Consider the following 22,157-nt stretch of genomic DNA (forward strand, 5'->3'; position numbering starts at 1 on the left):
CTAGCTCGCCGAGTGGCTATAGCTGGCGGAGTCGGCATTCATTAGGCCAGTCAGGGCCAGAACGGCATCGTCGTCGAGTTCGAGTTCGACTTCACCACGCAGGATACGAACGTCCTTCGGGGCATCGACGCCAATGGTGACTCGGTTGCCAGAAATGCGATTCACGACGATTTCGATGTTGTCGCCAATCTTGATGGAATCGCCAACTTTTCGACTCAAAACTAACATGACCTCACTCCTCCGTGGCTTATGAAATTGGATCGTCTTGACCGGGTACAGTGCCCTCGGTGAGGCCTCGACACCCATCGTGTCGAACACCCTCGCCTCGCTGCCCCCTAAGTGCAACTCAAGGGCCAGAAATCAACAAAACTGTCTAGGATGACCTTGAGTTTTTTGTAAGTTGTTCTGTTTCAATGTCTTTCGCTTGGAGAAAAATATTCACTTCGGCTAAAGAAAACGAGCCGCTTGGTCGACGCGCTGTCTTAAATTGAGAACCGTCCATCAAACTGAGATGAAAACCGGCTCATTTCGGCCTCTTAAGGTTGATTCTTCTGATTCACGATAAGTTCACATTGGCCTAATTCAGCAGTAAATACGCGTGCTGAAGGCAGAGATTGGTCAATTCCTGGCCAGAAGGGGATAATAAATAGTAGCATGTAGGGGGTTCTGAGGTTTTGAGGTATGATCGAATCGACTGGTCCAAGTTCGGTAAGAACTCACGCAGATAGCTAGCACGACAGGGGTTGGACGCTCGTCAATCAGATCGGTTTGCGAAAAACCAACGAAGAAACCCGGAGATATCGGACAGTTAGTTTGAGAGATCGATGAAGGCCAGAAACACCTGAATGTAGGGTCTAGCTACCCTCGTCCAGGTGGTAGTTTGTCGAAATAGTCTGGTTGGCGCTCTCAATCGTTGCCGATACGTTAAATGTGCAGTACCATTTCAGAGGGACCCGCCAATGGGCTGCGTGCCGTAATTCGCTGCTAATGGACCTTATCTAAAAACGACCTCGAATGCCCCAGGGAAAATGGATCTGTGCTGTGGTCGTCCGGCGAACGCAACTGGGAATGGAGTTCTGGCTCAAGTCCGACCAAAAGAGCGCACGCTGGGCTTTTCCTGACTTCCCATTGGCCGACCACTCGGATCACCACCAGATCGTGCATCACATTCAAGACCGTTGGCATCTCCTTGTTCGTCCGCTAGCATCTAAGCCAGTCGCCACCCTGCGTCGCTCGCGAAACGAAGAGCCCGGTGTGATCAAGGCCCATGTGTTTCAGTACATCGGGAAGTACCCCGAAGCCACCGGCCCGGTCGACTTTCGCTTTCGCTGGTGCCTGTTGGAAGAGGCCCAGCGACGCATCCGCCGAAAGCCCCTGCAACGGATCGTTCAAGATGTGCATCGAGAATTCAGTGACCATGTCCCGCTGTTTGATCCTCCTTAGCTTCGTGCTTCTCTTACCGACTCTAGCCGTCGCTCAAGAGCCTTCGTTTGACAAGCTGAACATGCAGCTGCGCGAGGCACTCGACAAAGACGATCACAAGCAAGCGATCGCGCTGCTCGACCAAATGATCGAAATGAAACCGGCGCTGCCCAGTCTCTACTACGTCCGCGCCACCGAGAACTACATGGCCGAGAACTTTCGCGCGTCGGTGAAAGACTTCGACAAGCTGATCGAGCTTCAGCCGGCACGTAGCGACAGCCTGTGGGAACGGGGCATCTCGTGCTACTACGCCGGGGACTACGCCGCCGGAGCGAAGCAGTTTCTCGACTACCAGAACTATCACGATCAGGACGTGGAAAACTCGGTCTGGCGGTACCTCTGCCTGGCCAAGTCCGAGGGGTTGGCCAAAGCCCGCGAAACGTTGATTGCCATCGAGCGCGATCCGCGCCCTGGCTTGCAGGAGGTATTAGAGCTTTATCGCGGGAACGTGACGCCGGAGAAACTGCTCGAGCAGATGGACCAGACCAAGCTCACCGGGGAAGCCGCCGCCGGCTATCGCTTTTACACGCTGCTGTACGTCGGACTGTACTACGTCGCCGAAGGCAAGGACGACCTGGCGGCCAAGTACCTGAAGACGGCCGCCGATCCGAAGCTGCTCGAAGCAGGCCCTTCGCGGATCAGCACCTACATGTGGGAGACGGCAGGGATCGCGCATCGTGACGTCTTGCGACGTCAAAAGAAGCAGGCCGCTGGCGAAAATTAGCTATTCGTGCCGGTCTGCGTTATTCTGAGACACGTAGATCGCAAGTCACTCTCTTCAAGCTCCCACCCCTCGAGATCCCTCCCATGAAACGATTTTCTCTTTTCATCGCGCTCGCGCTATTGGTCGTCGTCCAGCAAACGGCCACCGCCCAGCAGCGTCCCAACTTCCTGGTCATTCAGTGCGACGACCTCGGCTATGGCGACCTGGAGTGCTACGGCCATCCGGCCATCAAGACGCCGAACCTCAACAGGTTGGCCTCCCAAGGGGTGCGTTTCACGTCGTGCTATAGCGCGGCACCCGTTTGTTCCCCTTCGCGTGCCGGCCTGGTGACCGGGCAAACGCCGACCCAAGTTGGAATCTACGATTGGATCCCCGGCGGTTCGCCGATGCACGTCCAGGCGAGCGAAATCACCGTCGCCAAGCTGCTGAAGGAAGCGGGCTACCACACGGGCCTGTTCGGCAAGTGGCACTGCAACGGAATGTTCAATTCCCCCCAGCAGCCGCAGCCAGGGGACCTTGGGTTTGAATATTGGTTCGCCACGCAGAACAATGCGTCCCCTTCGCACGAGAAGCCTGTCAACTTCGTCCGCAACGGCGAGAAGGTAGGTCCGACGAGTGACTTTTCGTGCCAGGTGGTTGCCGGCGAGGCTGGCCACTGGCTCGAAGAAATTCAAGACGACGGTAAGCCCTTCTTCGCGCTGGTGACGTTTCACGAACCGCACGAGCCGATCGCCTCGCCGGACGATCTGGTAAAGACCTACCCCGATGCCGACAAAAAGGGGGAAGCCCTTTACTATGCCAACGTCACCAACATGGATCGTGCCGTCGGCCGCTTGATGCAGACGATCGACAAGCTGGGCCTGGCCGACGACACGCTTGTGCTGTTCACCAGCGACAACGGCCCCGAGACGCTCAACCGTTATCCTAACGCCTGGCGTTCGCATGGCTCGCCGGGGCCGTTGCGGGGGATGAAGCTGCACATCTACGAAGGCGGGATTCGTGTACCAGGCATTGCCCGCTTTCCTGGTAAGCTCGAAGCGGGTACCGAGTCGGACGTGCCGGTCTGTTCGCTTGATATCCTGCCCACGTTCTGCGAACTCGCAGGAGCCGAGATTCCGGCCGGTGCCAAGCTCGATGGAACCAGCCTGGTCGGCCTGATGCGCGGCGAGCCCATCGAACGAGCCAAACCGCTGTTCTGGCACTACTATCGCGCCTTCCACAATGCCAAGGTGGCGGTCCGCGACGGCGACTGGAAGCTGGTCGCCCTATGGGACCAAGGGGAAGTCAAGCCAGGAGCCGCCTATCACAAGGGGGACTACTCGAAGATCAAAGACGCGAAGTTTACCGCGTTCGAGTTGTATAACCTGACCGAAGACATCGGTGAGACGAAAGACGTTTCGGCAGATCATCCCGAGATCGTCGGCAGGCTGAAGAAGGCCCTGCTCGAAAAGTACGACGAAGCCACTGCCAACGCTCCCGACTGGTTCGCGGAAGCGAAATAGTTATCGACAAATCGTAGGATGGCTACGTCTTCTGAGGCGATAGCCATCCTGCAAAGACTGCAACAGCAATTCATGCAGCGGTTCTAGTTCGAATGGTTGCCACCGCCTGGACCCGGTTAGGGCCTGAGGTACGGATACCGATACGGGAAGTTCTGGTAGATCGGTCCTAAGCCGCCGTAAGGCTGTCCCCACAATTGATAGGGAACCGAGTACGGACGGAACGGTCGTTCCCATTCGCCATACGGACGCACCGGACGGCCCCACTCCTCGACCACATGGAATTGGTCCAGGCTACCGTCGCCGGTTCGGATGGTCGAGCGGCGATGGTGATACCCTGACTTGAGGTAGGTTGGGTTCTCGTACACGAACGCAGGCTGCGGCTGAGCATACTGCACGGCACGATCGCCGGTTTGCGGATCGTGGCTGTAGTAGCTAGGCGCGAGCAGCCAATCGTTCGCCGAAACTTGGTCAGAAGCTACAGCAATGGCGGCCAGGGACAGAAGTCCGAGTAGAGTCACTTTTCGTACGAACATGGCAATGTCGATCATTCACGCGCAGCGACGCGGAATCCATCCACGCACAGGTGCGCACTTCGACGCCGGCCTCAGTTGCCGGTAAAGGAAAATGAAAAGTGAATCGGGGTACTTCTACCCTAATCAAGGACTTTCAGATTCCAAGGCTTCATTTCATCGATTTGCGCACGTTCGGTCATGTCGAAGTGCAGCGGCGTGAGGGTCAGATACCCTTTCTCGAGCGCCGAGAGATCGGTTTCTTCCTCGCCGTGTTCCGGCGGTGGATCGCCGGTAGCCCAGTAATAGTCCCGGTTTCGCGGGTCTTTTCGCTTGATGAAGTGCTCGCCGTAGCGGGCCACTCCCATCGGCACGACCTTTAGTTCCGCCTTGCCGGGAGGTAGCTTCGTGGCGGGGGTGGGAATGTTCAGGTTGTACAGCCTGGGGGAGTTCGACTTGTGCTCGAGAATCTGGCTGATGATCTGGCGAGCCATCTCCGCTGCCCGGTCGAACTGGGCATGCTCGTTCCATTCCAGGGAAACGGCAATGCTGGTGATGCCGAAGAAGGCTCCTTCAATGGCCGCGCCCACGGTGCCGGAGTACAGGACGTTGATCCCCGCGTTCAGCCCGCCGTTGATCCCGCTGACAATCAGATCCGGCCGCCCGTCCATCAACTCGACGACCCCCAACTTCACGCAGTCGGCCGGGCTCCCTTCCACGGCATACCCGCGCCGCCTATCGCCGTCGTAGATCTCTTTGCAGACCAGCGGCGACAGGAAAGTGATCGAGTGCCCTACCCCGCTCTGCTCGGTCGCCGGCGCGATGACCGTCACGTCACCAATGGCACGCAAAGCCTTTTCCATGGCCGCCAAGCCCGGAGCATAAATGCCATCGTCATTCGCAAGAAGTATTTTCATCGTGGTTCCACCTCGGGTTTTTCTTTCATCTTACGGCAATTTGAACGTCGGTACATGTGGCTCACGAAGGCTTAATGATTTGCCACAGACACGCCGCGATGCGAGTGATCAGAGGTTTTACGACATGAGCGGTCGCATTTTTACAGGTAAAAGTGTGTGGCATCGTTGTGCAATCTTTCATGGGTTGCATTCGAAAGAAAAACTAAAATAAACATATCGCTCAGCGAATCCGGCCAAGGTTAGCTGCCAGGTCAGCAACCTTGATGACCAACTAACCACGGCCTTCCCAACGCAATGCGAAGTAGCGACTGTTTGCTACGAGTTTTTTCTTACTTTCACCTGTCGCGGGTTCAATAGAAACCCTGACGAACGCGGCCTCGCTGACTTATCGGTTGTCGCGTCCGTCGAACTCTTATTCAGAGGTTCCTGCCGATGTCTCCAGCTACCGCTCTCGTCGTATCTCGCCCATCGCGGCGTGGTTTTACCCTGGTCGAACTCTTGGTGGTGATTGCCATCATTGGGGTGCTGATCGCGTTGCTCTTGCCGGCGGTGCAGCAAGCTCGTGAAGCAGCTCGCCGGATGCAGTGCACCAGCAACTTGAAGCAGCTCGGGCTGGCCGTACACAACTTCCACGACACCTATGACAAGATGGTCCCCCTGGCCATTGCCAAGGAAGGACACTCGGCTTTCTCGCTGCTGCTTCCTTACCTGGAGCAAGACAACCTCTACAACCAGCTAAACACCATGGGCCAGCCTGACCGCGACGTGAGCCTGACCGCGCTCACTTCCGATGGTGCCAAGGGGTTGAGCGTCTTTATGTGCCCTTCGCGATCGGCTCGTGAAATGAGCGGCAACGGCGGCAACCACTACGAAGGTACCGGTTTCGCGGCCTACGACTACGGCATTCTTACCTACCACGGCGGCAACACCGGTTGGGACGAGTGGAATCTGCACAACGATGCCAGCCAGTCGAACCAGCGACAAGCGCTGCGAATGGCCAAGACGAACTTCAGTCACGTTCCCAACCTCGACACCGAAACGGTTACCACCTGGAGCGGCCGCGACTCGTTCGCTCGCGTGACCGACGGTCTGAGCAACACGGCCTTGTTCGCCGAAAAGCACGTTCCGGCTGAGAAGCTGGGTGCCTGCTGCACGCCAGAAAATGGTGAACGTGACGGTGTGATCTTCAACTTCGGTAGCTGGGGACGTGCTCACGGCGTGCTGCTGCCGGTGCGTGGCCGTGGTTTCGCCAAGGGGCCGCAAGACGTGATCTACAACCTGCACAACGCCGGCGAACCGCAACTGGGCAGTTGGCACTCAGGCAACGTGGTCAACATGCTGATGGCTGACGGTGCCGTGCAGACGATCGCCCCAACGCTGAGCCAGGTCGTTCTGGAACGCCTGGTCATCTGCAACGACGGCGAAGTCAACTCGATTCCTTAGTCGCTCTTTTGAAATTGAAGAGTTCCTGCCAACAACCTATTCCAATAAGTGTGACTATGAAACGTTTTTGTATCGCCCTGTTTGCCCTCGTGGCGGTCCTTCCGCTGGTCGGCTGTGGTTCGTCCGGTAATTCGACGGTGACCGGCACCATCACCACGACTGACGGCCAGGTGGTCTCTGGCGGTCGGATCACGTTCACTTCGGTCAGTCCGCCAATCAGCGCTTCGTCTCGCATCGCCCCCGATGGCTCGTACGAGCTTTCCTCGGTTCAGCCTGGCGACGGCGCCCCGGCCGGCAATTACCAGGTAGCGATCGTCTCGAAGATCAGTTCAGTCGGCGGCGACCGTAACGGCCGCTCGGTGGCAACATCCAAGTCGCTGGTTCACGAAAAGTACGCCGACGTGCAGACCTCGGAACTGACCGCCCAGGTCAAGCCAGGGGCCAACACGATCGACTTCCAGGTCGAACCACCGAAGTAACGATCAATCGTACGACCCCCTACGACGTCCATACGACAGGTGGCGGGCTCGAGCAACTTCCCTTGTTTGGCAGAACCAAGGAAGAACCGCTCGGCCCGCTTTCTGCTTGAGAAGGTGGGTGTTTCTCGGGTTTTCTTGTCCTAGGTTTCTTTCGTGTGCCGCTGCCGCCCCCAGCCTACGAATCCGGCCCCGGAAACTCGTCCGGGGCCATTGAATCCGACATCCTAGGACGTTTCTAAAATTCGCCAGGAACGTTGCCATCGGCGATGGAAAGCAGGAACTCAAACGTCGAGTTCACGTTGGCGTTGGTATTGTGTTCGATCGTTTCGGCAATGAAACGGACCGAACCATCACCCAGGCAGAACTGTGCTCCGCCAGGATGCATGCTGGTGTAGGAGCGGCGACACTGGTTGTTCTCGGGGCAATTGATTTTGCGATGGCCGCCAGCGGAAACCGAGCCGAGCCCTTTGCCATCGCCGTCGAAATAACCACTGGTGCCCCAGAACATGGCGCCTTGAGGTTCGTTATTCCCAGCCAGCGGATGCAGATAGCTGCGCTCGCCGATCAGGATTGTATTCGAGGTCCCATCGACCAGGTCGCGAAATCCGACGTCACTATTTCGGTAGAACGCACCATCGGCATCGCTGTTGGGCGTTCCGCGGAAATTGCGAATCTGCCCGCTGCTGTTATTCACCACGTAGTTCGACACGATTCCGTGACGGTTCACGTCCGCGATCGTGTCTCGATACTTCCGCGCGGCAACGGAGTCATTGTGCTTCTCGGGGCCGGCGTCCGATGGGCAGCGCACGGCGGAAAGTGGAGTTTGAATGATATTCCGCTTGGCATTGTTGTTGACGGCAGCAACGGCCGTATTGCCTCGGATATCTAAGCGGTCGTAAGCAGAGTTCTGCTCGAAGTAAGGTGCCAGCATGGCGCCCCAGGACCACAGGGCAATCCGGTCGTGCGACGTGTCGCCGGTAAACACATACGCCGGCGGCAAACTGCCGACGACGTCATGATAGTTGTGCATTGCCAACCCCAACTGCTTGAGGTTGTTGGTGCATTGCATCCGCCGTGCTGCTTCCCGGGCTTGCTGAACCGCCGGCAAGAGCAACGCAATCAGAACGCCGATGATCGCGATCACGACAAGTAGTTCAACAAGCGTGAACGCATGTCTTCGAAATGAGAAATGAGACATGGCAACTCCTTGTAAATACCAGATAAGAAAAAGAAGAGAACGGTGTGCCCGCTCGAACAATCGCCGCAGGCACCGTTGAATCTATGGCTTATTACTTGCGACCCGCCTTCTTGGGTTGGAGATCGAAATCCCACTTGTTGTCACCCTTGTTGGCGGTGACGGTTAACCCGGAACGATCAAAGTCGCCGTACTTCTTCGCCACAGGATTCTTGCCGACGATCACATTCCCCTGGGCGTCTTCCGTTTCACTCGGTTCGTAGTAGATGGCTACCTGGTAGTCACCTGGGGCCAGTCCGATCGTTTGGGCGTCGGTCTCGACAACGTAGGTACCGTCGGGACGAATCTTCCCGAACGCGGACGAGCCGCGACCGACCGGAGCGAACGCAATTGTGCCCCCGTCAAGCGGAACCCCATCGATCGTCACCAGGCCCGAAGCCGTCGCACCGGCCGTAGTGCGGCCATTGCCACAACCAGTAAGTGACAGGCAAAGGAGACTGACCGACAAGATCGCAGGAATCGCGAGGCCATTCTTCGCGCGAAGCAAAGAAAAGAGTCTGCAGAGTTGGTCCATGGCAACCTCAATGGATGAGACGATGGTTGGCTCGTTGGAACAGTATAAATTTGAAAAGTTGGGTGGCTGACCGGCTAACCAGAGGGGTAGTGTAACCGCAGATTATCAGAAAAAGGATTTAAATCCAATGAATTTGTACGGCAGTGCGTTACGAAATATTCTCATCCTTAGAATAGGCAATTTGGTTAAATAAGGCGCCATTCAGGCTATTCAGCGGCCTATTGGTTCGTATGCTAAGGGGCTGCCAAGCCCCTTTGGCCGGCAAAACCGTCCGGCTCACTCGTTCGTTTCACCGCTCGCCTACCTTGGCCGAGAAAGCCCGTCGTTCGCTACTCTCATCACACCCAGGATTTCGCGAACCATTTGCTGCCAGGGTAGCACTAATGACTTAGTCCATCGCACCACGAATCCAGCCAAGGCAGCCATTGATGTTCTCGTATCACCTCGAACCCAATCTTCGGCTTGAACTCCTCGCACCGCGACACGCGCAGGAGATCTTCGAGGTCGTCGATGCCAACCGCGAGCATCTTCGCCCGAGGATGCCGTGGGTGGAATCGACCCAGTCGGTCGCCAACGTCGAAGCGTTCATTGCTACCACGCTTCAGCAACTCGCCGGCAACTCAGGCTTCCAGACGGCCATTCGCGCCGGCCAGGAAATCGTCGGCGTCATCGGCATGCACAAGATCGACTGGCAAAACAAGTCGACTTCCCTCGGCTATTGGCTGGCCCAAAAAGCCCAGGGCCAAGGGATCATGACCAAGGCCTGTGCCGCGTACATATCCCACTCGTTCACCCAGCTGGGCCTGCACCGCGTCGAGATCCGCTGCGCGACGGAAAACACCAAAAGCCGAGCCATCCCCCAGCGGCTAGGCTTCACCATCGAAGGAACCATCCGCGAAGCGGAGGCAATCGACGGGCGTTACTTGAGCCACGTTGTTTATGGGTTGTTGTCGAGCGAGTGGCAGAAGACGCTCTCGCAGGCTTGAGATCTTTCAGTCGGCAAGACGTCGGCATCCGAATTCTGTGAGGCCTTCGGAAATCCCATCGCTTAGAAGGCCGGCTGACTGCACTGCGATGGTGATCAACGAAAATCGGATAACCGGCAGCCAAACGGTATCCAGCACAAGCAACGCAAGCGCGCACTATCTTCCGGTAACAACAGGCTGATATAACCGAATTGCCGTGGCGGGGTCGAGACCCAGCCTTGTATCTTCAACTTACAGTTGAGCAGCATACCACCATCCCCACCCGAACGGGGTGAATCTGGACAGCAGGTTACCTTTCCATCTTCCTGCTGAAAACGGAACACTTCAAACTTCCAAACTATGGGCAAGGTTTCCCGCGACTTCACCTCAAACGGACTACGAGACGGTTGGACGGCTGCGGAAGTCGCGATATAATCGCCCGTTTCCATGTCCCGCCCCATAGTTCGGCGGGATTTTTCATTTCCCGGTCAGGCCCGATTGCCTGACGATCACGGACGGAAACCATGCCTGATACCGCCTCCGTCGGTTCCCCTGGGACAAACGACATCTACTCGGAACGCGTGCTGGTGCTCGACTTTGGGTCGCAGTATGCCCAGTTGATCGCTCGCCGCGTGCGGGAACAGCACGTTTACTGCGAAATCGTGCGGCACGACATTACCGCCGAGCGGATCCGGGAACTGGCCCCCAAGGGAATCATTCTTTCAGGCGGGCCTTCCAGCGTGTACGAGCCGGATGCTCCGAAGTGCGACCCAGGCATCTTTGACCTCGACATTCCGATCCTGGGCATCTGCTACGGCATGCAGTTGATGTGCGATCGGTTTGGCGGCAAGGTGCGTAACGCCTCGGCCCGCGAATACGGCCATGCCCACATCAAAATCAACGACGCCAAAGACCTGCTGTCCGGCCTGCCGGACGAAACCGACGTGTGGATGAGCCATGGCGACCAGGTCGAGCAGATCAGCGGCCTGTTCCGCCCGTTGGCTTCGACCCGCACCTGCCCCGTGGCGGCGATGCGTCATGTCGAGCACAAGCAGTACGGCATCCAGTTCCATCCGGAAGTCACGCACACGCCGCTGGGCAGCCAGATCCTGCGGAACTTCGTGATCACCATTTGCGGCTGCGAGGGAACCTGGAAACTGGGTGACTTTGCCCGCGAAACGATCGCCCGGATTCGCGAAGAAGTGGGGGATGCCCGCGTCATTTGCGGCCTTTCAGGCGGGGTCGATTCGTCGGTGGTGGCCGCCCTGCTTTACCGAGCGATTGGCGATCAACTGTCCTGCATCCTGGTCGATAACGGCCTTTTGCGGAAAGACGAGGAAGGTGCGGTGATCTCCGAGTTTTCCTCGCACTTCAAGACCGACCTGCACGTGGTCAGCGCGAAGGAGCGTTTCCTGAACAAGCTGGCAGGCGTCTCCGATCCGCAGGAAAAACGCCGCATCATCGGCTATGAATTCATTGAGTGTTTCAAGGAGGAAGCGACCAAGATCAAAGACGCCAAGTTCCTCGCTCAAGGGACGCTGTATCCGGACGTGATCGAAAGTGGTGCAGCTCAAGACGGGCCGGCCGCGGTGATCAAACTGCACCACAACGTCGGCGGTCTGCCGAAGGAACTGGGCTTCGACCTGGTCGAGCCGCTACGCGACCTGTTCAAGGACGAAGTCCGCAAGCTGGGCATCGAACTGGGGCTGCCGGAAGATATCGTCTGGCGGCATCCCTTCCCTGGTCCAGGCCTGGCTGTGCGTTGCCTGGGCGAGGTGACCGAGGAAAAATTGGCCGTGCTGCGAGAAGCCGACGCGATTGTGGTGAACGAGATCAAGTCGGCCAACCTGTACCGGTCGACCTCGCAGTGCTTCGCCGTGCTGCTGCCGGTGCAAAGCGTGGGCGTGATGGGCGATGCCCGCACGTACGACAACGCCGTGTGCGTCCGCTGCGTCGATACGGACGACTTCATGACGGCGACCTGGAGCGACCTGCCGTACGAGGTGCTGGCACGGATCTCGACGCGCATCATCAACGAGGTCAAAGGGGTCAATCGCGTGTGCTACGACATTAGCACCAAACCCCCGGCTACGATCGAGTGGGAATAGGCTTTCCCGCGAGCAGGCCGGCAAGAAACGAAAAAAGCGTGACTAGGGGGACTAGCCACGCTGTTGATCGGGAAGGTGCGATGTAAATTCAGTTTTTGGCGGGGCGAGGAATGGGGATGGTAATCCTCGAAACTGAACCTTACTCGTACCGACAAGATATGAGATTAGTGAGCGTTGGAGTGTGCTTCCAACACTTCGGATGGTACCAGAGAATCGTGAGCTTGCAAGCATTAAAAACTGGTTGATGGCAGATAATTTTCCGGCGGAAAACGGTTTGCGGTGTCTAGTTTTTCATTAGGCCTCTTGAAAGCTTAACGGTACGGTAAAGCGCAAGGACTAGAACTTTTCCCCTAAAACGGGATTTGAAGATTTCAATGAGCAAGAAATACATCTTCCAGATGGAACAACTGACCAAGAAGATTGGTCCTCGCGAGATATTAAAGGAAGTCTGGCTAGCATTCTATCCAGGTGCAAAAATTGGAGTTCTTGGCCGCAATGGGGCCGGAAAATCGACCCTGCTCAAGATCATGGCGGGGATCGATAAGGAATTTGACGGAGAAGCCCGTCTTAGTGATGGTTTTACGGTAGGCTATTTGCCGCAAGAGCCGCAGCTCGATGAGAGCAAGAATGTGCTCGAGAACGTCGAGCAGGCGGTCGCTGAACGCCGTGGTTTGCTGACGCGTTTTAACGAGATTACCGGCAAGCTGGGCGAGGAGTTGCCCGAAGACGAGATGAATGCCCTCTACGAAGAGATGGCAAGCTTGCAGGACAAGATCGAGGCGACCAACAGTTGGGAACTCGATCGCGAAATCGAAATCGCCATGAGCGCGATGAACCTGCCGGAGCCAGAGTCGGGCGTCACCAACTTGTCTGGTGGTGAACGCCGGCGTGTCGCTTTGTGTCAGCTGCTGCTTCGCAAGCCGGACCTGCTGCTGTTGGACGAACCAACGAACCACTTGGACGCCGAATCGATTCTGTGGCTCGAGCATCACCTGGCCGAATACCCCGGTACGATCGTCGCCGTGACCCACGATCGTTACTTTTTGGATAACGTCGCTGGCTGGATTCTGGAACTCGACCGCGGCAAAGGCATTCCGTTCGAGGGGAACTACTCGTCGTGGCTCGAGCAGAAGCAGAAGCGTCTGGCCGTCGAAGAGAAGCAAAGCGAAGCCCGCCAGAAGACCCTGCAAAAGGAATTGGAGTGGATCCGCTCTTCCGCCAAGGCGAAGCAGTCCAAAGGGAAGGCCCGTATCAACGCCTACGAAAAGCTGGTCGCCGAGCAATACGAAGACCAGCCCGACGAATTTGAAATCCAGATCCCTTCGGGCAAGCGACTGGGGGATCAGGTCATCGACGTCAAAAACGTCAACAAAGGCTTCGGCGATCGGCTGTTGGTCGAAGACCTCAACTTCCGCCTGCCCCCTGGGGGTATCGTCGGGATCATCGGTCCTAACGGTGCCGGTAAGACGACGCTGTTCCGCATGCTGACCGGTCAAGACACGCCGGACTCGGGTGAAATCGTGATCGGCGATACGGTCGAACTCGGCTACGTCGATCAGTCGCGCGACGCGCTCGATCCCGACAAGACCGTCTTTCAGGAGATCAGCGGAGGTCACGACACGATCGAACTGGGCAAACGCAAGATCAACGCCCGGGCGTACGTCTCGCGCTTCAACTTCAAAGGCCCCGACCAGGAAAAGAAGGTCGGCGTACTCTCGGGTGGTGAACGCAACCGGGTGCACCTGGCCACGCTTCTGCGTCGCGGATCGAACGTCCTGCTGTTGGACGAACCGACGAATGACTTGGACGTCGATACGTTGCGGGCGCTGGAAGAAGCCATTTTGAACTATGCCGGCTGCGTGGTCGTCACGAGCCACGATCGCTGGTTTCTGGATCGGATTGCCACGCATATCCTGGCCTTTGAAGGGGATGGCTACGTCCACTGGTGTGAAGGAAACTTCGACACCTACGAGCGTCAGCGGAAAGAACGTCTGGGAGTCAGCGCTGACGAGCCCCATCGATTCAAGTACAAGAAGTTGCAGCGCTAGTGGGTTGGTCCTTGACCTGTCGACGAAAAACGTTTTTAACTAACACAATGATTCACCTGCCTGACATCCATTCAGGACTTAGTAGTTTCTAGGAGGTTTTTACCGTGTCTATCATTCGCGTGGGTTCCACCGAAAAGTACGCTTCCGGTTGGGAATCGGCTTTTGGCGCCGCCCCTGCCAAAAAGAAGTCCACCACCAAGAAGTCGACTAGCAAGGCTGCCGCCAAAACAAGCGGCAAAAAAACTAGCACGGCTGCACCGAAGAAGAAGGCCGCTAAAAAGAAGACTGCCAAAAAGTAGTCGGCGATGCCGCCTGGTGGAATGATCCGGGAAAGACTTTAATCTTGAAAAACAAGGACCTGACCCTTTGCTGTCAGGTCCTTTTTATATGGTGTGTTAGCTTGAATGGTGAATTCGGGTTACGACCAGTTCTCGAAATCGGACCCCCCGGCGTCCAGGTCGTCCCCAGTATGCCACTTTTCGAGAACCTTCAGGACTTCATCGCGTTCCTCGCGATTGGTCCATAGTGATTCGCCTTGTTCCAGGCGAACTTCGTAGCGGCCTTCGCACTGGCAATCGTCCTCACCACAGAAGTGTGGTACGTCCGAGATCCATAAGATGCGATAGATCGGTACGTGTTTGTCGTCGATGATGCAAAAGAGCGAACTCATGGGCGACTCCTTTTCATACAGGCAGTCTCTTTAACCATTTCATTATATTACTGGCATCGGCGGTTTGCGTTGTCAATCCTGCCCTAATTCTTTAGAACGCTCTGCCGCGGCCGAAATCGCGTCGATAACTGCCCCCCGGAAGCCCTTTTTCTCGAGCTCATGCACGCCTGCGATTGTTGTCCCGCCGGGGCTGGTCACGTTGTCTTTCAGCGCCGCGGGATGCTGCCCGGTCGCCAAAACCATTTCGGCGGCACCCTTTACGGTTTGGGCTGCCAACTGTAGCGCCACCGCTCGCGGCAAGCCCTGCCGGACGCCGGCGTCGCTCATCGCTTCGATCATCATGTACACAAACGCCGGGCCGCTGCCTGAGAGCCCGGTCACCGCGTCCAGTTGCTTTTCGGGGACCTGAACCGCAATGCCGGTGGCTTCCAGCAGCGTTTTGGTGAGCGTGACGTCTTCGTCCGAGATCCCTTCGTTTGCGGAAAAGGCGCAAGCCGAAAGCCCCACCAGGCACGGCGTGTTGGGCATCACGCGAATGATCCGCTTGGTGGAAAATAGCGAGTTTAGCTTGTCTAGCGAAATGCCGGCCGCAATCGAGATCAACAGGCAGCTACCAGGGACTTTCGTCAGCGACTTGGCCGCGTCGGCCATCATCTGCGGTTTGACCGCAAGGATGACGACGTCGCTCTGGTCGATCACCTCCTGGTTGGACGCCGTGGTCTTCGCGCCGGAAATCTCTTTCGCGAAACGAGTTCGAGCTTGCTCGAAGGGATCGGCGGCCAGGATGTTCGCCGCGGGTACGCCACCACGAGCGACAAACCCATGCGCCATTGCCAGTGCCATTTGCCCGGCACCCAAAAAACCGATGCGGGGTGAATTCGTTGACATCAATGCTTCCTATTCTCTTGGTAAGTTGCCGTCACTCTAAGTCATATCGGTTTGCGGGACAATCGGCATGCATGCTGGCACCGGGTCAGAAAATGTTCAAATTGACCTGGACACGCACCGGCAAAGTTGCAACTATCCGCCCCTGCCAAATTTCTACAGAGGGAGTCGGAGAAATGATTCGTAACAAACAATTGGTCATCTGGACACTCGTTTGCGTATGTGTGGTTTCCGTGCCGACGATGGCTTCCGCCGAGTGGTACAATCCAATGAGCTGGATGGGTTCCTCCTCGAGCAAAAAGTCGAAGGGCCCCAGCACGCTCTCGAAGATCAACACCAACACCAAAAACTTCTTCTACAAAACGGCGGACTACATGAATCCGTTCAACGACGCCGACGATCATAAGAAGAAGGAGCGATACAGCTACAACGGCGGTTATCGCGATAATAAGAAACAAAAAGAGCCCGGTTGGTTCGACTGGTTGTCTCCCGAACCCGAACCAGGCCCACCCCAAACGGTCAGCGACTTCTTAGACCTGGAACGCGCCAAGTTCTAAGCGAGTCCGCAACAAGCCAATTCCTAGAAACCGCCCTGGCTCCCCACAGGGCGGTTTTTCGTTGCGCACGCCCAAGAGTCGCAGCCGGCTATCTGGTCCCCTCGCCCCTTGGGGGTTAGTGTGAGGGGGCATCTCGCAAGTTGACAGCGCATGCGCGACCAGAGTTCCGATCGATAAGAACATCCATCGGCGACTCACTTCAAACCTCGCTCAAAAACCCTCACTCTAGCCCTCTCTCCACGAGGAAGAGCGGACAGCAATTCAGGGAGGCCCGCGTTCTTTCGTGTTGCCCACGGTGGGTGCCACGCCCAAGTCCGCGTGGGCGTGTCTTGGCTTTGTGCCTGCGAGAGTGCCAATCGATACTTCTGCGGCGACCTCCTTCGCACGCCCAAGCGGACTTGAGCGGGGCACCCGATCCATCGAGCGCTGCTTGAGCAGTTTCTGCAGACGTTTCAATTCGCTCCCTTGGCGGTCGAGCACTTTCAAGTGAAACGAAACCCACGCCAGCGCGCGGTCCAACTGTTTCCCAGAGGGCACGCGGAGCCCGTCAATGATTTCGCCAACGAGAGAAACACGCTCTGGTTGCTCAGGACGTTTCGGCCGTGATGGCCGCGCTGGCCTGATCTTCTTTGGCCGAGAAGGGCGTGTCTTCGCTTTAGCAGGAACCCTACCCTCAGGCTCGGTCTCGACTGCTTCGTCCTGCGGCGAAGGATCGACCGCATGGACCAACTGACCGACGACGTCCACTGGCACTTCCACCAGCGTCCCACAGGCCGAGCACACGAACGTCTTCCCAGCGCGCACGACGACCTGCGGTCCGCTCTCAGGCGAGAGCGATCCGCGGCGATCCGTTTGTGCTGGGGTTGATGACATGGTGATAATCAGAAAAAAGGGGATTAGCGGTTACATTGCGTCTACCAACGAGACGTCTCTGGCGTGTGCCACTGGCATATGGCAAGTGTGAAGGAGTACACGTGAGCCAACGCAACTTTAGCATGAAAGAAACTGGCCAGAGGCCCGCGGCACACCGATTTAAATGAGTGCTTTTGGGGAAGAGTCCCCGTGCAAGAGTTAGGTATACCAGCCTGGGTGTGCCGGAAGATAGTGCGCGCGCCGATTTTGTTGATAGGGCTACCGAGTTCGCCACTTAGAAGATTCATTCCCACGTGTGCCACTGCCGAGGGCGGCAGTGGCACACGTCGGGAAGCCTGACCGAGTGGTTGAGTTACCTGTTTCGCTCACCAGGCAAAAATTCTACCTCCCCTACCGTTTTAGACTGGGGCACCTGGCTGGCATAATGGGGGCATGCTTCGTTACCTGAGGAGAGTTGCCCCATGTCGGATTCACCTGTCAATCGTATTCCTTCCATCTCACAGCTGATGGAACTGCGGCCGCTGAAGGACCTGGCACATAAGGTTTCCAGCAGCACGGTCGCCGAGGGCGTGAAAGCTTACTTGCAGCCGTACCAGAAGATGGCCATGGAGGCCGCCCCGACGCTGCCGTATGCGTCGCTGCAGAGCCTGGCCAGTGAGATCTCGGATTGGATTCTCGGTCAGCGCGGACTGAGCCGGCCGGAGGTGATCAATGCGACCGGGCAGGTACTTGGGGCCGACTTCCCCACCGGGCCGATCGCCGAAGAAATTCTCGTGCAGGCGCATGCCCGGCGGCATGATTACCGGCAAGCGACTGCCCAGGAAAACTACCGCCAGGCGATCGAGCAGCTGTTGTGCGAGATGACCGGCGCCGAAGCGGCGCTGGTCGTCAGCGATCGCCAGGCAGCCGTCTATCTGTTGGCGCAAGCACTGAGCGGCCAGAAGACGCTCGTACCGCGTTCGCAAATGTCGGCGACGTTCGACCGGATCGCCGTGCCGAAGCTGCTGGAAGAAGCCGGCGTGCAGGAAGTAGGATCGAGTAATGCGATCGACCTGGCTTCGCTGGCAGGCGAGATCGAATCGAGCGCCGAGAATCTGCTGTGGCTCGACAAGACGAACTTCTCAGTCAGCGGCGCGAACGTCGTTCCGCCGACGCTCGAAGCAATCGGCGCGTTGAAAACATCAGGCGTGTCGCTGTGGGCCATGCTGGGGGTGGCTGGGCTGTTGCCCGATGAAATCCATGAAGACCTAGGTCTCTGCAGCGGGAAGCAGGCGCTGGAAGCTGGGGCTGATGCTGCACTTGTCGGCGCGGGCTTTCTGCTGGGAGGCCCTGGCTGCGCGATCGTGTTGGGGAAAGCGGAGTGCGTGTCGAAGTTGTCCAAGCTGCCGATTGCCCAGTACTTACAGGCACCGCCAGCGAGTCTGGCGGAGTTGGAAGTGGCGCTGCGGATTCATCAGTCCGGCCAGCGCGTTGACGATCGCATCCCGGTGATGTCGCTTCTGTCGACGTCGGAAGAGAACTTGGATCTTCGCGCGACGCGGCTGGCCGATCAGCTCGCAGTTTCGCCCTGGATTGCCGAAGCGGTGACGGGTTCGGCCGAGACGTTCGTCCTGCCAGGAGGCATCAAGTTGCCCAGCCGACACGTAACGCTCAAAGCCGCGCCGGACGCCGCCGATACGCTGCAAACTCAGCTGCAAGGTTTTCCTGCGGTGGCATGTTGGAGCCAGAATGCCGAGGAAGTCGTACTCGATTTGCGGACGTTATTCCCCCGTAATGATGCCCAGTTGGTGAGCAAGCTGGTGCCAGAAAATAATACCATCGAGGGGGGCGATAGGGGAAATGCCGAAAAATAGTGAGAGTTGAAGGGCTAAATCGACCCTCTTGGATGCAAGCGGACCCAGGATAAGGTAGCTTAGGCAAGATAAGTCTCTAAGCAGCGTCCGTTCCGTGCGCACGCTGCTTTGCGTATTTTGGTCCACAATACTCTCTTGCGAGTTGTTTGATGCTTCGAGCGGTTGCCATGATGTTCGTGCTGGTCTTGCCCATGTGGGGGCAAGCGCAGGAACTGCTCGTCCCGCATCAACATCACGAGTGGGCCAGCTTTCCTGAAGGCTCGTGGAAGCAGGTTCGTCAGGTAACCGAAACGTTCAAGGAAGGCGAACTGGTTTCGTCGATGACGACCACGCTGACCATTCGCTTGAAGGAAGTGGGTAAGGACTACATTGTCCTGGAACGGGAAGCCAAGTCGGAAGTGAGCGGCCAGGTTTTCGAGAAACCGATCCGCGAGTTCCGCAGCGGGCTCAACGGGCAGAGCGGAGCGCAGCGCGTTCGCATCACGCCCGGAGGCGAGCAGAAAATCTCGATTCTGGGCAAGCCGTACACTTGCGAAGTACGTCAGATGGAAGTCTTGGGCGAGCCGACGAAGATCACTGGCAAGGTCTTCTACAATGCCAGCACGCCTCCGTACATCCTGCGGCGCGAACACACGTTCACGCAGGAAGGAGCCGACGCTCCGCAGAAGGAAATGGTTTCGGAAGTGGTCGCACTGAACAAGCCATACCCGGTGCTGACCGAGATCAAAACGGTTGCGTTCATCGTGCAGAAGACGACGGCCACCGACGAGACGACCGAAACGGTCGAGGCCCAGTGCACCGAGGTGCCAGGCTTTGTAGTCGGCACGTGGATGACCGCCTACGACGCCAGCGGAAAGCTGAAGTCGAAGACGACTGTGCAACTGTTGAACTACGAGGTCGCCGCCGAGACCACCAACCCAACGGCCACCAAGACCGGCCTCTTCCGGAACAAGCGTCAGCAGCGACGGCTGTTCGACGACGGCAACTAACGGCGACTTCTGCAAATTTCTCGCGGTCGATTCCCGTCACGGATAGAATTCCGTTGGGAGGTCGGAAATGAATCGACTATCTTTTCGCGAAACCGTATCGAACCTGGGTTTGGGCACGCTCTTTCTGACGGCGCTCGGTCTGACGTTTCTCTTCCAGGGAAGCGGCCAAGGAGAGCCCTCGGCCGAAGAGTTGATCATCTATCCGGCGACTCACAAGTCTGCCTACCCGGTGTGCCTCAATGATACGTGGGCCGTTTGGGCAACGTCCGAAGTGATCAGTGCCGTTCCAACGCGACGCGGGCCCGATTACCTGCATCGGTACTATCGCCAGCGGCTAGGAGAGCAAGACGCGCGCTACGCGTATCAAGCGGTGTATGGATCGGGCGTGGTTCCGCCGGTGGAGATCCAGGAGAGTGGCTTGATTACGCATTCCACCTACAACCGACTGACGTGGTACGACGTCGACGGTCAGGTTCATTCGCCGAAGGAAGAAATTCACGGAATCACCAGCGTCTACTCAGATGGCGTCATCCAAAAGAAGTCTCACAGCACCAGGGACGCACGTGGTGAACATGTGGTCTGGATACCCTTTGATGGATTCCAGTTGGACCAGCAACGGGAATTCGAGTTGGCCCCGATCGGTAAGGAGACGCAGTGGGTGCCTTATCGAAACATTCGCTCAGGCGACGTGCTTTTGTGGATGTCGCCCGAGAGCTTGCACCTGGTGGATCTATCGTCTCAAACCGAAAAAGTAGTGCCCATCGGTGACCCGGACTTAAACGAATACGAACGAAAGCATAGTCGGTTCACTGCCTTCGATGATGGGTTGCTGCTGTTGGACGACGACTACGTCATCGACGTTCAGACCGGCAAACGCGTTACGTCTTACCGCGACGACAAACGCATCCACGGGCTGTTCATGATGAAGCACCGCGTGGGCTATCGAATCCATGAAGCAAACCTCGAGGCGATCGATCTGAGCAACCCGAACGCACCACCTCGCAAACTGCATTCGTTCGACAAAATCGCCAAGCTTTTTCCTAATGACTCGGGACTGCTGTTCTGGACCGGCAGCGAGTGGAAGACGATTCCGTGGGTTCAATTTGCCCGCCGCTAGGCGATGGGGCGGAACGATGAGTCGATCGGCGATGCTTACGTACGAACCGAGACGCTACCATGGCCGATGAATAAACGAGCTCAGTTCTTGGGCGAATCTTTTCTGTTTTGGCCATGCGTAACATCTTGTCTTTGCCACGCTTGCGCAAATACATGTTGAGATGTTGATCTATCTGGCTTAGTTTATTAGATAACTGCTAATTAATTCTTACCTCTCATTTCCCACCCTCCTTCCCCTCTCAAGGAGTTCCCTCATGCGACACTCCCCTGCGGCACCAGCACGCCGTGCGTTTACGCTTGTTGAACTGCTCGTTGTTATTGCCATTATTGGGGTGCTTATTGCCCTGCTACTTCCTGCGGTGCAGCAGGCGCGCGAAGCAGCTCGGCGGATGCAGTGCAGCAATCACTTGAAACAGATCGGCCTGGCCGTGCATAACTATCACGATACCTACGGTAGTTTTCCGCCAGGCATCATCGTGAATTACAACCGGGCCGCCACGTGGGACGTATTGACGTCCCCCAGTGCGTGGAATTGGTCGGCATTGATTCTGCCGTTTATCGAACAACAGGCCCTGCACGACGGGCTGGGCATTACCCAGGGGGTGTACGCGGACGAGGCCTATCAGGATGCGACTCGCCTGGCTTTGATGCAGACGCCGATCAGCGGCTACCGCTGCCCTTCGGATACGACCGACGATTTGAATGGCAACCTCGGCTGGTCGATGTCGAAAGGGGCGAATGACGTCGCCACGATGAATTACGTCGCCATGGCCCACTTCAAGCGAGATGGTGATAGCTCTAAGTTCGCCAGCGGCGCCGATACGCAAACCGGTTCGTTCCTCGTCAGCCGCGGGCTGACCTTCTCGGACCTGACCGATGGTACGAGCAACATTCTGGGTATTGGCGAACGCTGTAACCGACTGGGGAGCCAGCATTATCGCGCGGCCGTGTGGGCGTGTTCGGCGGCGACCACGCACGCGTGCGATCACCGTTACGACTGCATGGCCTCGACGGCCTTGTCCCCTAACTCGAATCACCCAGATAACTGGCGACTCAATGGCAACCTGTCAAGCAACCATCCCGGCGGCGTGATGGCGATGCTGATGGACGCCTCGGTACGTTTCATTCCCGAAACGATCGATCACGATCCGCTTCAAGACAACAACATCGATTCGGTGTACGAGAAGCTGGGTGCCCGGAGCGACGGTCAGCCGGTGGGCGAATTCTAAGCCGGCTCGGATCGAGAACCATTCCTTACTTATTCATCT

At 57.2% G+C, this 22,157-nt stretch carries 22 protein-coding genes; 14 read left to right on the top strand and 8 right to left on the bottom strand.

Features of this window, described 5'->3' with window-relative positions:
- On the bottom strand, nt 1-228 hold the full coding sequence (locus Pan97_RS09675) for a carbon storage regulator (RefSeq protein ID WP_144972001.1): 228 nt from the start codon (nt 226-228) through the stop codon (nt 1-3).
- 786 nt (nt 229-1,014) lie between these two features.
- Here Pan97_RS09675 and Pan97_RS09680 point away from each other — a divergent pair.
- The 3 genes from Pan97_RS09680 (at nt 1,015) to Pan97_RS09690 (ending at nt 3,708) form a co-directional block, all read left to right on the top strand.
- A complete protein-coding gene (locus Pan97_RS09680; RefSeq protein WP_144972003.1) occupies nt 1,015-1,443 on the top strand; it encodes a hypothetical protein in 429 nt (142 codons plus the stop codon).
- Entirely contained in the window at nt 1,418-2,206 is a 789-nt protein-coding gene (locus Pan97_RS09685; RefSeq protein WP_144972004.1) for a tetratricopeptide repeat protein, read from the top strand. The genes Pan97_RS09680 and Pan97_RS09685 overlap by 26 nt, the downstream gene beginning before the upstream one ends.
- A gap of 83 nt (nt 2,207-2,289) precedes the next feature.
- Nucleotides 2,290-3,708, top strand: a complete 1,419-nt coding sequence (locus Pan97_RS09690; RefSeq protein ID WP_144972006.1) for a sulfatase — start codon at nt 2,290-2,292, stop codon at nt 3,706-3,708.
- 116 nt (nt 3,709-3,824) lie between these two features.
- On the opposite strand, the gene Pan97_RS09695 is transcribed toward Pan97_RS09690, so the two are convergent.
- Entirely contained in the window at nt 3,825-4,241 is a 417-nt protein-coding gene (locus Pan97_RS09695; RefSeq protein ID WP_144972008.1) for a hypothetical protein, read from the bottom strand.
- Between the two features lie 119 nt (nt 4,242-4,360).
- Nucleotides 4,361-5,134, bottom strand: a complete 774-nt coding sequence (gene surE / locus Pan97_RS09700) for a 5'/3'-nucleotidase SurE (protein ID WP_144972010.1) — start codon at nt 5,132-5,134, stop codon at nt 4,361-4,363.
- A 432-nt stretch (nt 5,135-5,566) separates the two neighbouring features.
- Here surE and Pan97_RS09705 point away from each other — a divergent pair, with 432 nt between their 5' ends.
- Both Pan97_RS09705 and Pan97_RS09710 read left to right on the top strand, forming a co-directional pair.
- Nucleotides 5,567-6,577 (top strand): DUF1559 family PulG-like putative transporter, encoded by a 1,011-nt coding sequence (locus Pan97_RS09705; protein WP_144972012.1) that lies wholly within the window; start codon nt 5,567-5,569, stop codon nt 6,575-6,577.
- A 56-nt stretch (nt 6,578-6,633) separates the two neighbouring features.
- On the top strand, nt 6,634-7,056 hold the full coding sequence (locus tag Pan97_RS09710; protein WP_144972014.1) for a hypothetical protein: 423 nt from the start codon (nt 6,634-6,636) through the stop codon (nt 7,054-7,056).
- 235 nt (nt 7,057-7,291) lie between these two features.
- Here Pan97_RS09710 and Pan97_RS09715 read toward each other — a convergent pair whose 3' ends face one another.
- Together Pan97_RS09715 and Pan97_RS09720 are read right to left on the bottom strand one after the other, a co-directional pair.
- Nucleotides 7,292-8,254, bottom strand: coding sequence for a DUF1559 domain-containing protein (locus Pan97_RS09715; protein WP_144972016.1), 963 nt, complete (start codon nt 8,252-8,254; stop codon nt 7,292-7,294).
- A gap of 91 nt (nt 8,255-8,345) precedes the next feature.
- The gene (locus Pan97_RS09720; RefSeq protein WP_144972018.1) at nt 8,346-8,825 is read right to left on the bottom strand and encodes a hypothetical protein; all 480 of its coding nucleotides are present in this window, start codon (nt 8,823-8,825) and stop codon (nt 8,346-8,348) included.
- Between the two features lie 428 nt (nt 8,826-9,253).
- Between Pan97_RS09720 and Pan97_RS09725 the strand changes: the two genes are divergently transcribed.
- The 4 genes from Pan97_RS09725 to Pan97_RS09740 all read left to right on the top strand — a co-directional run bounded on the left by Pan97_RS09725 (nt 9,254) and on the right by Pan97_RS09740 (nt 14,245).
- A complete protein-coding gene (locus Pan97_RS09725; protein ID WP_144972020.1) occupies nt 9,254-9,811 on the top strand; it encodes a GNAT family N-acetyltransferase in 558 nt (185 codons plus the stop codon).
- A gap of 503 nt (nt 9,812-10,314) precedes the next feature.
- Nucleotides 10,315-11,898: a glutamine-hydrolyzing GMP synthase gene (gene guaA / locus Pan97_RS09730; protein ID WP_144972021.1), complete on the top strand. Its 1,584-nt coding sequence runs from the start codon at nt 10,315-10,317 to the stop codon at nt 11,896-11,898.
- Nucleotides 11,899-12,272: 374 nt separating this feature from the next.
- On the top strand, nt 12,273-13,946 hold the full coding sequence (gene ettA, locus Pan97_RS09735; RefSeq protein WP_144972023.1) for an energy-dependent translational throttle protein EttA: 1,674 nt from the start codon (nt 12,273-12,275) through the stop codon (nt 13,944-13,946).
- Nucleotides 13,947-14,050: 104 nt separating this feature from the next.
- Complete coding sequence (locus Pan97_RS09740; protein ID WP_144972025.1) at nt 14,051-14,245, top strand: hypothetical protein; 195 nt, start codon at nt 14,051-14,053, stop codon at nt 14,243-14,245.
- A 119-nt stretch (nt 14,246-14,364) separates the two neighbouring features.
- Here the strand turns inward: Pan97_RS09740 and Pan97_RS09745 are convergent, their stop codons facing one another.
- Nucleotides 14,365-14,616: a hypothetical protein gene (locus Pan97_RS09745; protein ID WP_144972027.1), complete on the bottom strand. Its 252-nt coding sequence runs from the start codon at nt 14,614-14,616 to the stop codon at nt 14,365-14,367.
- A 72-nt stretch (nt 14,617-14,688) separates the two neighbouring features.
- On the bottom strand, nt 14,689-15,504 hold the full coding sequence (gene proC / locus Pan97_RS09750) for a pyrroline-5-carboxylate reductase (protein WP_174819545.1): 816 nt from the start codon (nt 15,502-15,504) through the stop codon (nt 14,689-14,691).
- A 173-nt stretch (nt 15,505-15,677) separates the two neighbouring features.
- On the opposite strand from proC, the gene Pan97_RS09755 reads away from it, so the two are divergent.
- The gene (locus Pan97_RS09755) at nt 15,678-16,058 is read left to right on the top strand and encodes a hypothetical protein (protein ID WP_144972030.1); all 381 of its coding nucleotides are present in this window, start codon (nt 15,678-15,680) and stop codon (nt 16,056-16,058) included.
- Between the two features lie 261 nt (nt 16,059-16,319).
- Here Pan97_RS09755 and Pan97_RS09760 read toward each other — a convergent pair whose 3' ends face one another.
- Nucleotides 16,320-16,931 carry a hypothetical protein gene (locus tag Pan97_RS09760; RefSeq protein ID WP_144972032.1) on the bottom strand — a complete coding sequence of 204 codons (612 nt, stop codon included), beginning with the start codon at nt 16,929-16,931 and terminating at the stop codon, nt 16,320-16,322.
- Nucleotides 16,932-17,392: 461 nt separating this feature from the next.
- On the opposite strand from Pan97_RS09760, the gene Pan97_RS09765 reads away from it, so the two are divergent.
- From Pan97_RS09765 to Pan97_RS09780, 4 genes are all read left to right on the top strand, one after another.
- Nucleotides 17,393-18,784: a PLP-dependent aminotransferase family protein gene (locus Pan97_RS09765; RefSeq protein WP_144972034.1), complete on the top strand. Its 1,392-nt coding sequence runs from the start codon at nt 17,393-17,395 to the stop codon at nt 18,782-18,784.
- A gap of 149 nt (nt 18,785-18,933) precedes the next feature.
- Nucleotides 18,934-19,773 (top strand): hypothetical protein, encoded by an 840-nt coding sequence (locus Pan97_RS09770; protein ID WP_144972036.1) that lies wholly within the window; start codon nt 18,934-18,936, stop codon nt 19,771-19,773.
- A gap of 67 nt (nt 19,774-19,840) precedes the next feature.
- Entirely contained in the window at nt 19,841-20,890 is a 1,050-nt protein-coding gene (locus Pan97_RS09775; RefSeq protein ID WP_144972037.1) for a hypothetical protein, read from the top strand.
- A gap of 253 nt (nt 20,891-21,143) precedes the next feature.
- On the top strand, nt 21,144-22,118 hold the full coding sequence (locus Pan97_RS09780; RefSeq protein ID WP_144972039.1) for a DUF1559 domain-containing protein: 975 nt from the start codon (nt 21,144-21,146) through the stop codon (nt 22,116-22,118).
- Nucleotides 22,119-22,157 lie beyond the last annotated feature (39 nt).

Source organism: Bremerella volcania (genome assembly GCF_007748115.1).
In the GTDB taxonomy this organism is placed as follows: Bacteria; Planctomycetota; Planctomycetia; order Pirellulales; family Pirellulaceae; genus Bremerella; species Bremerella volcania.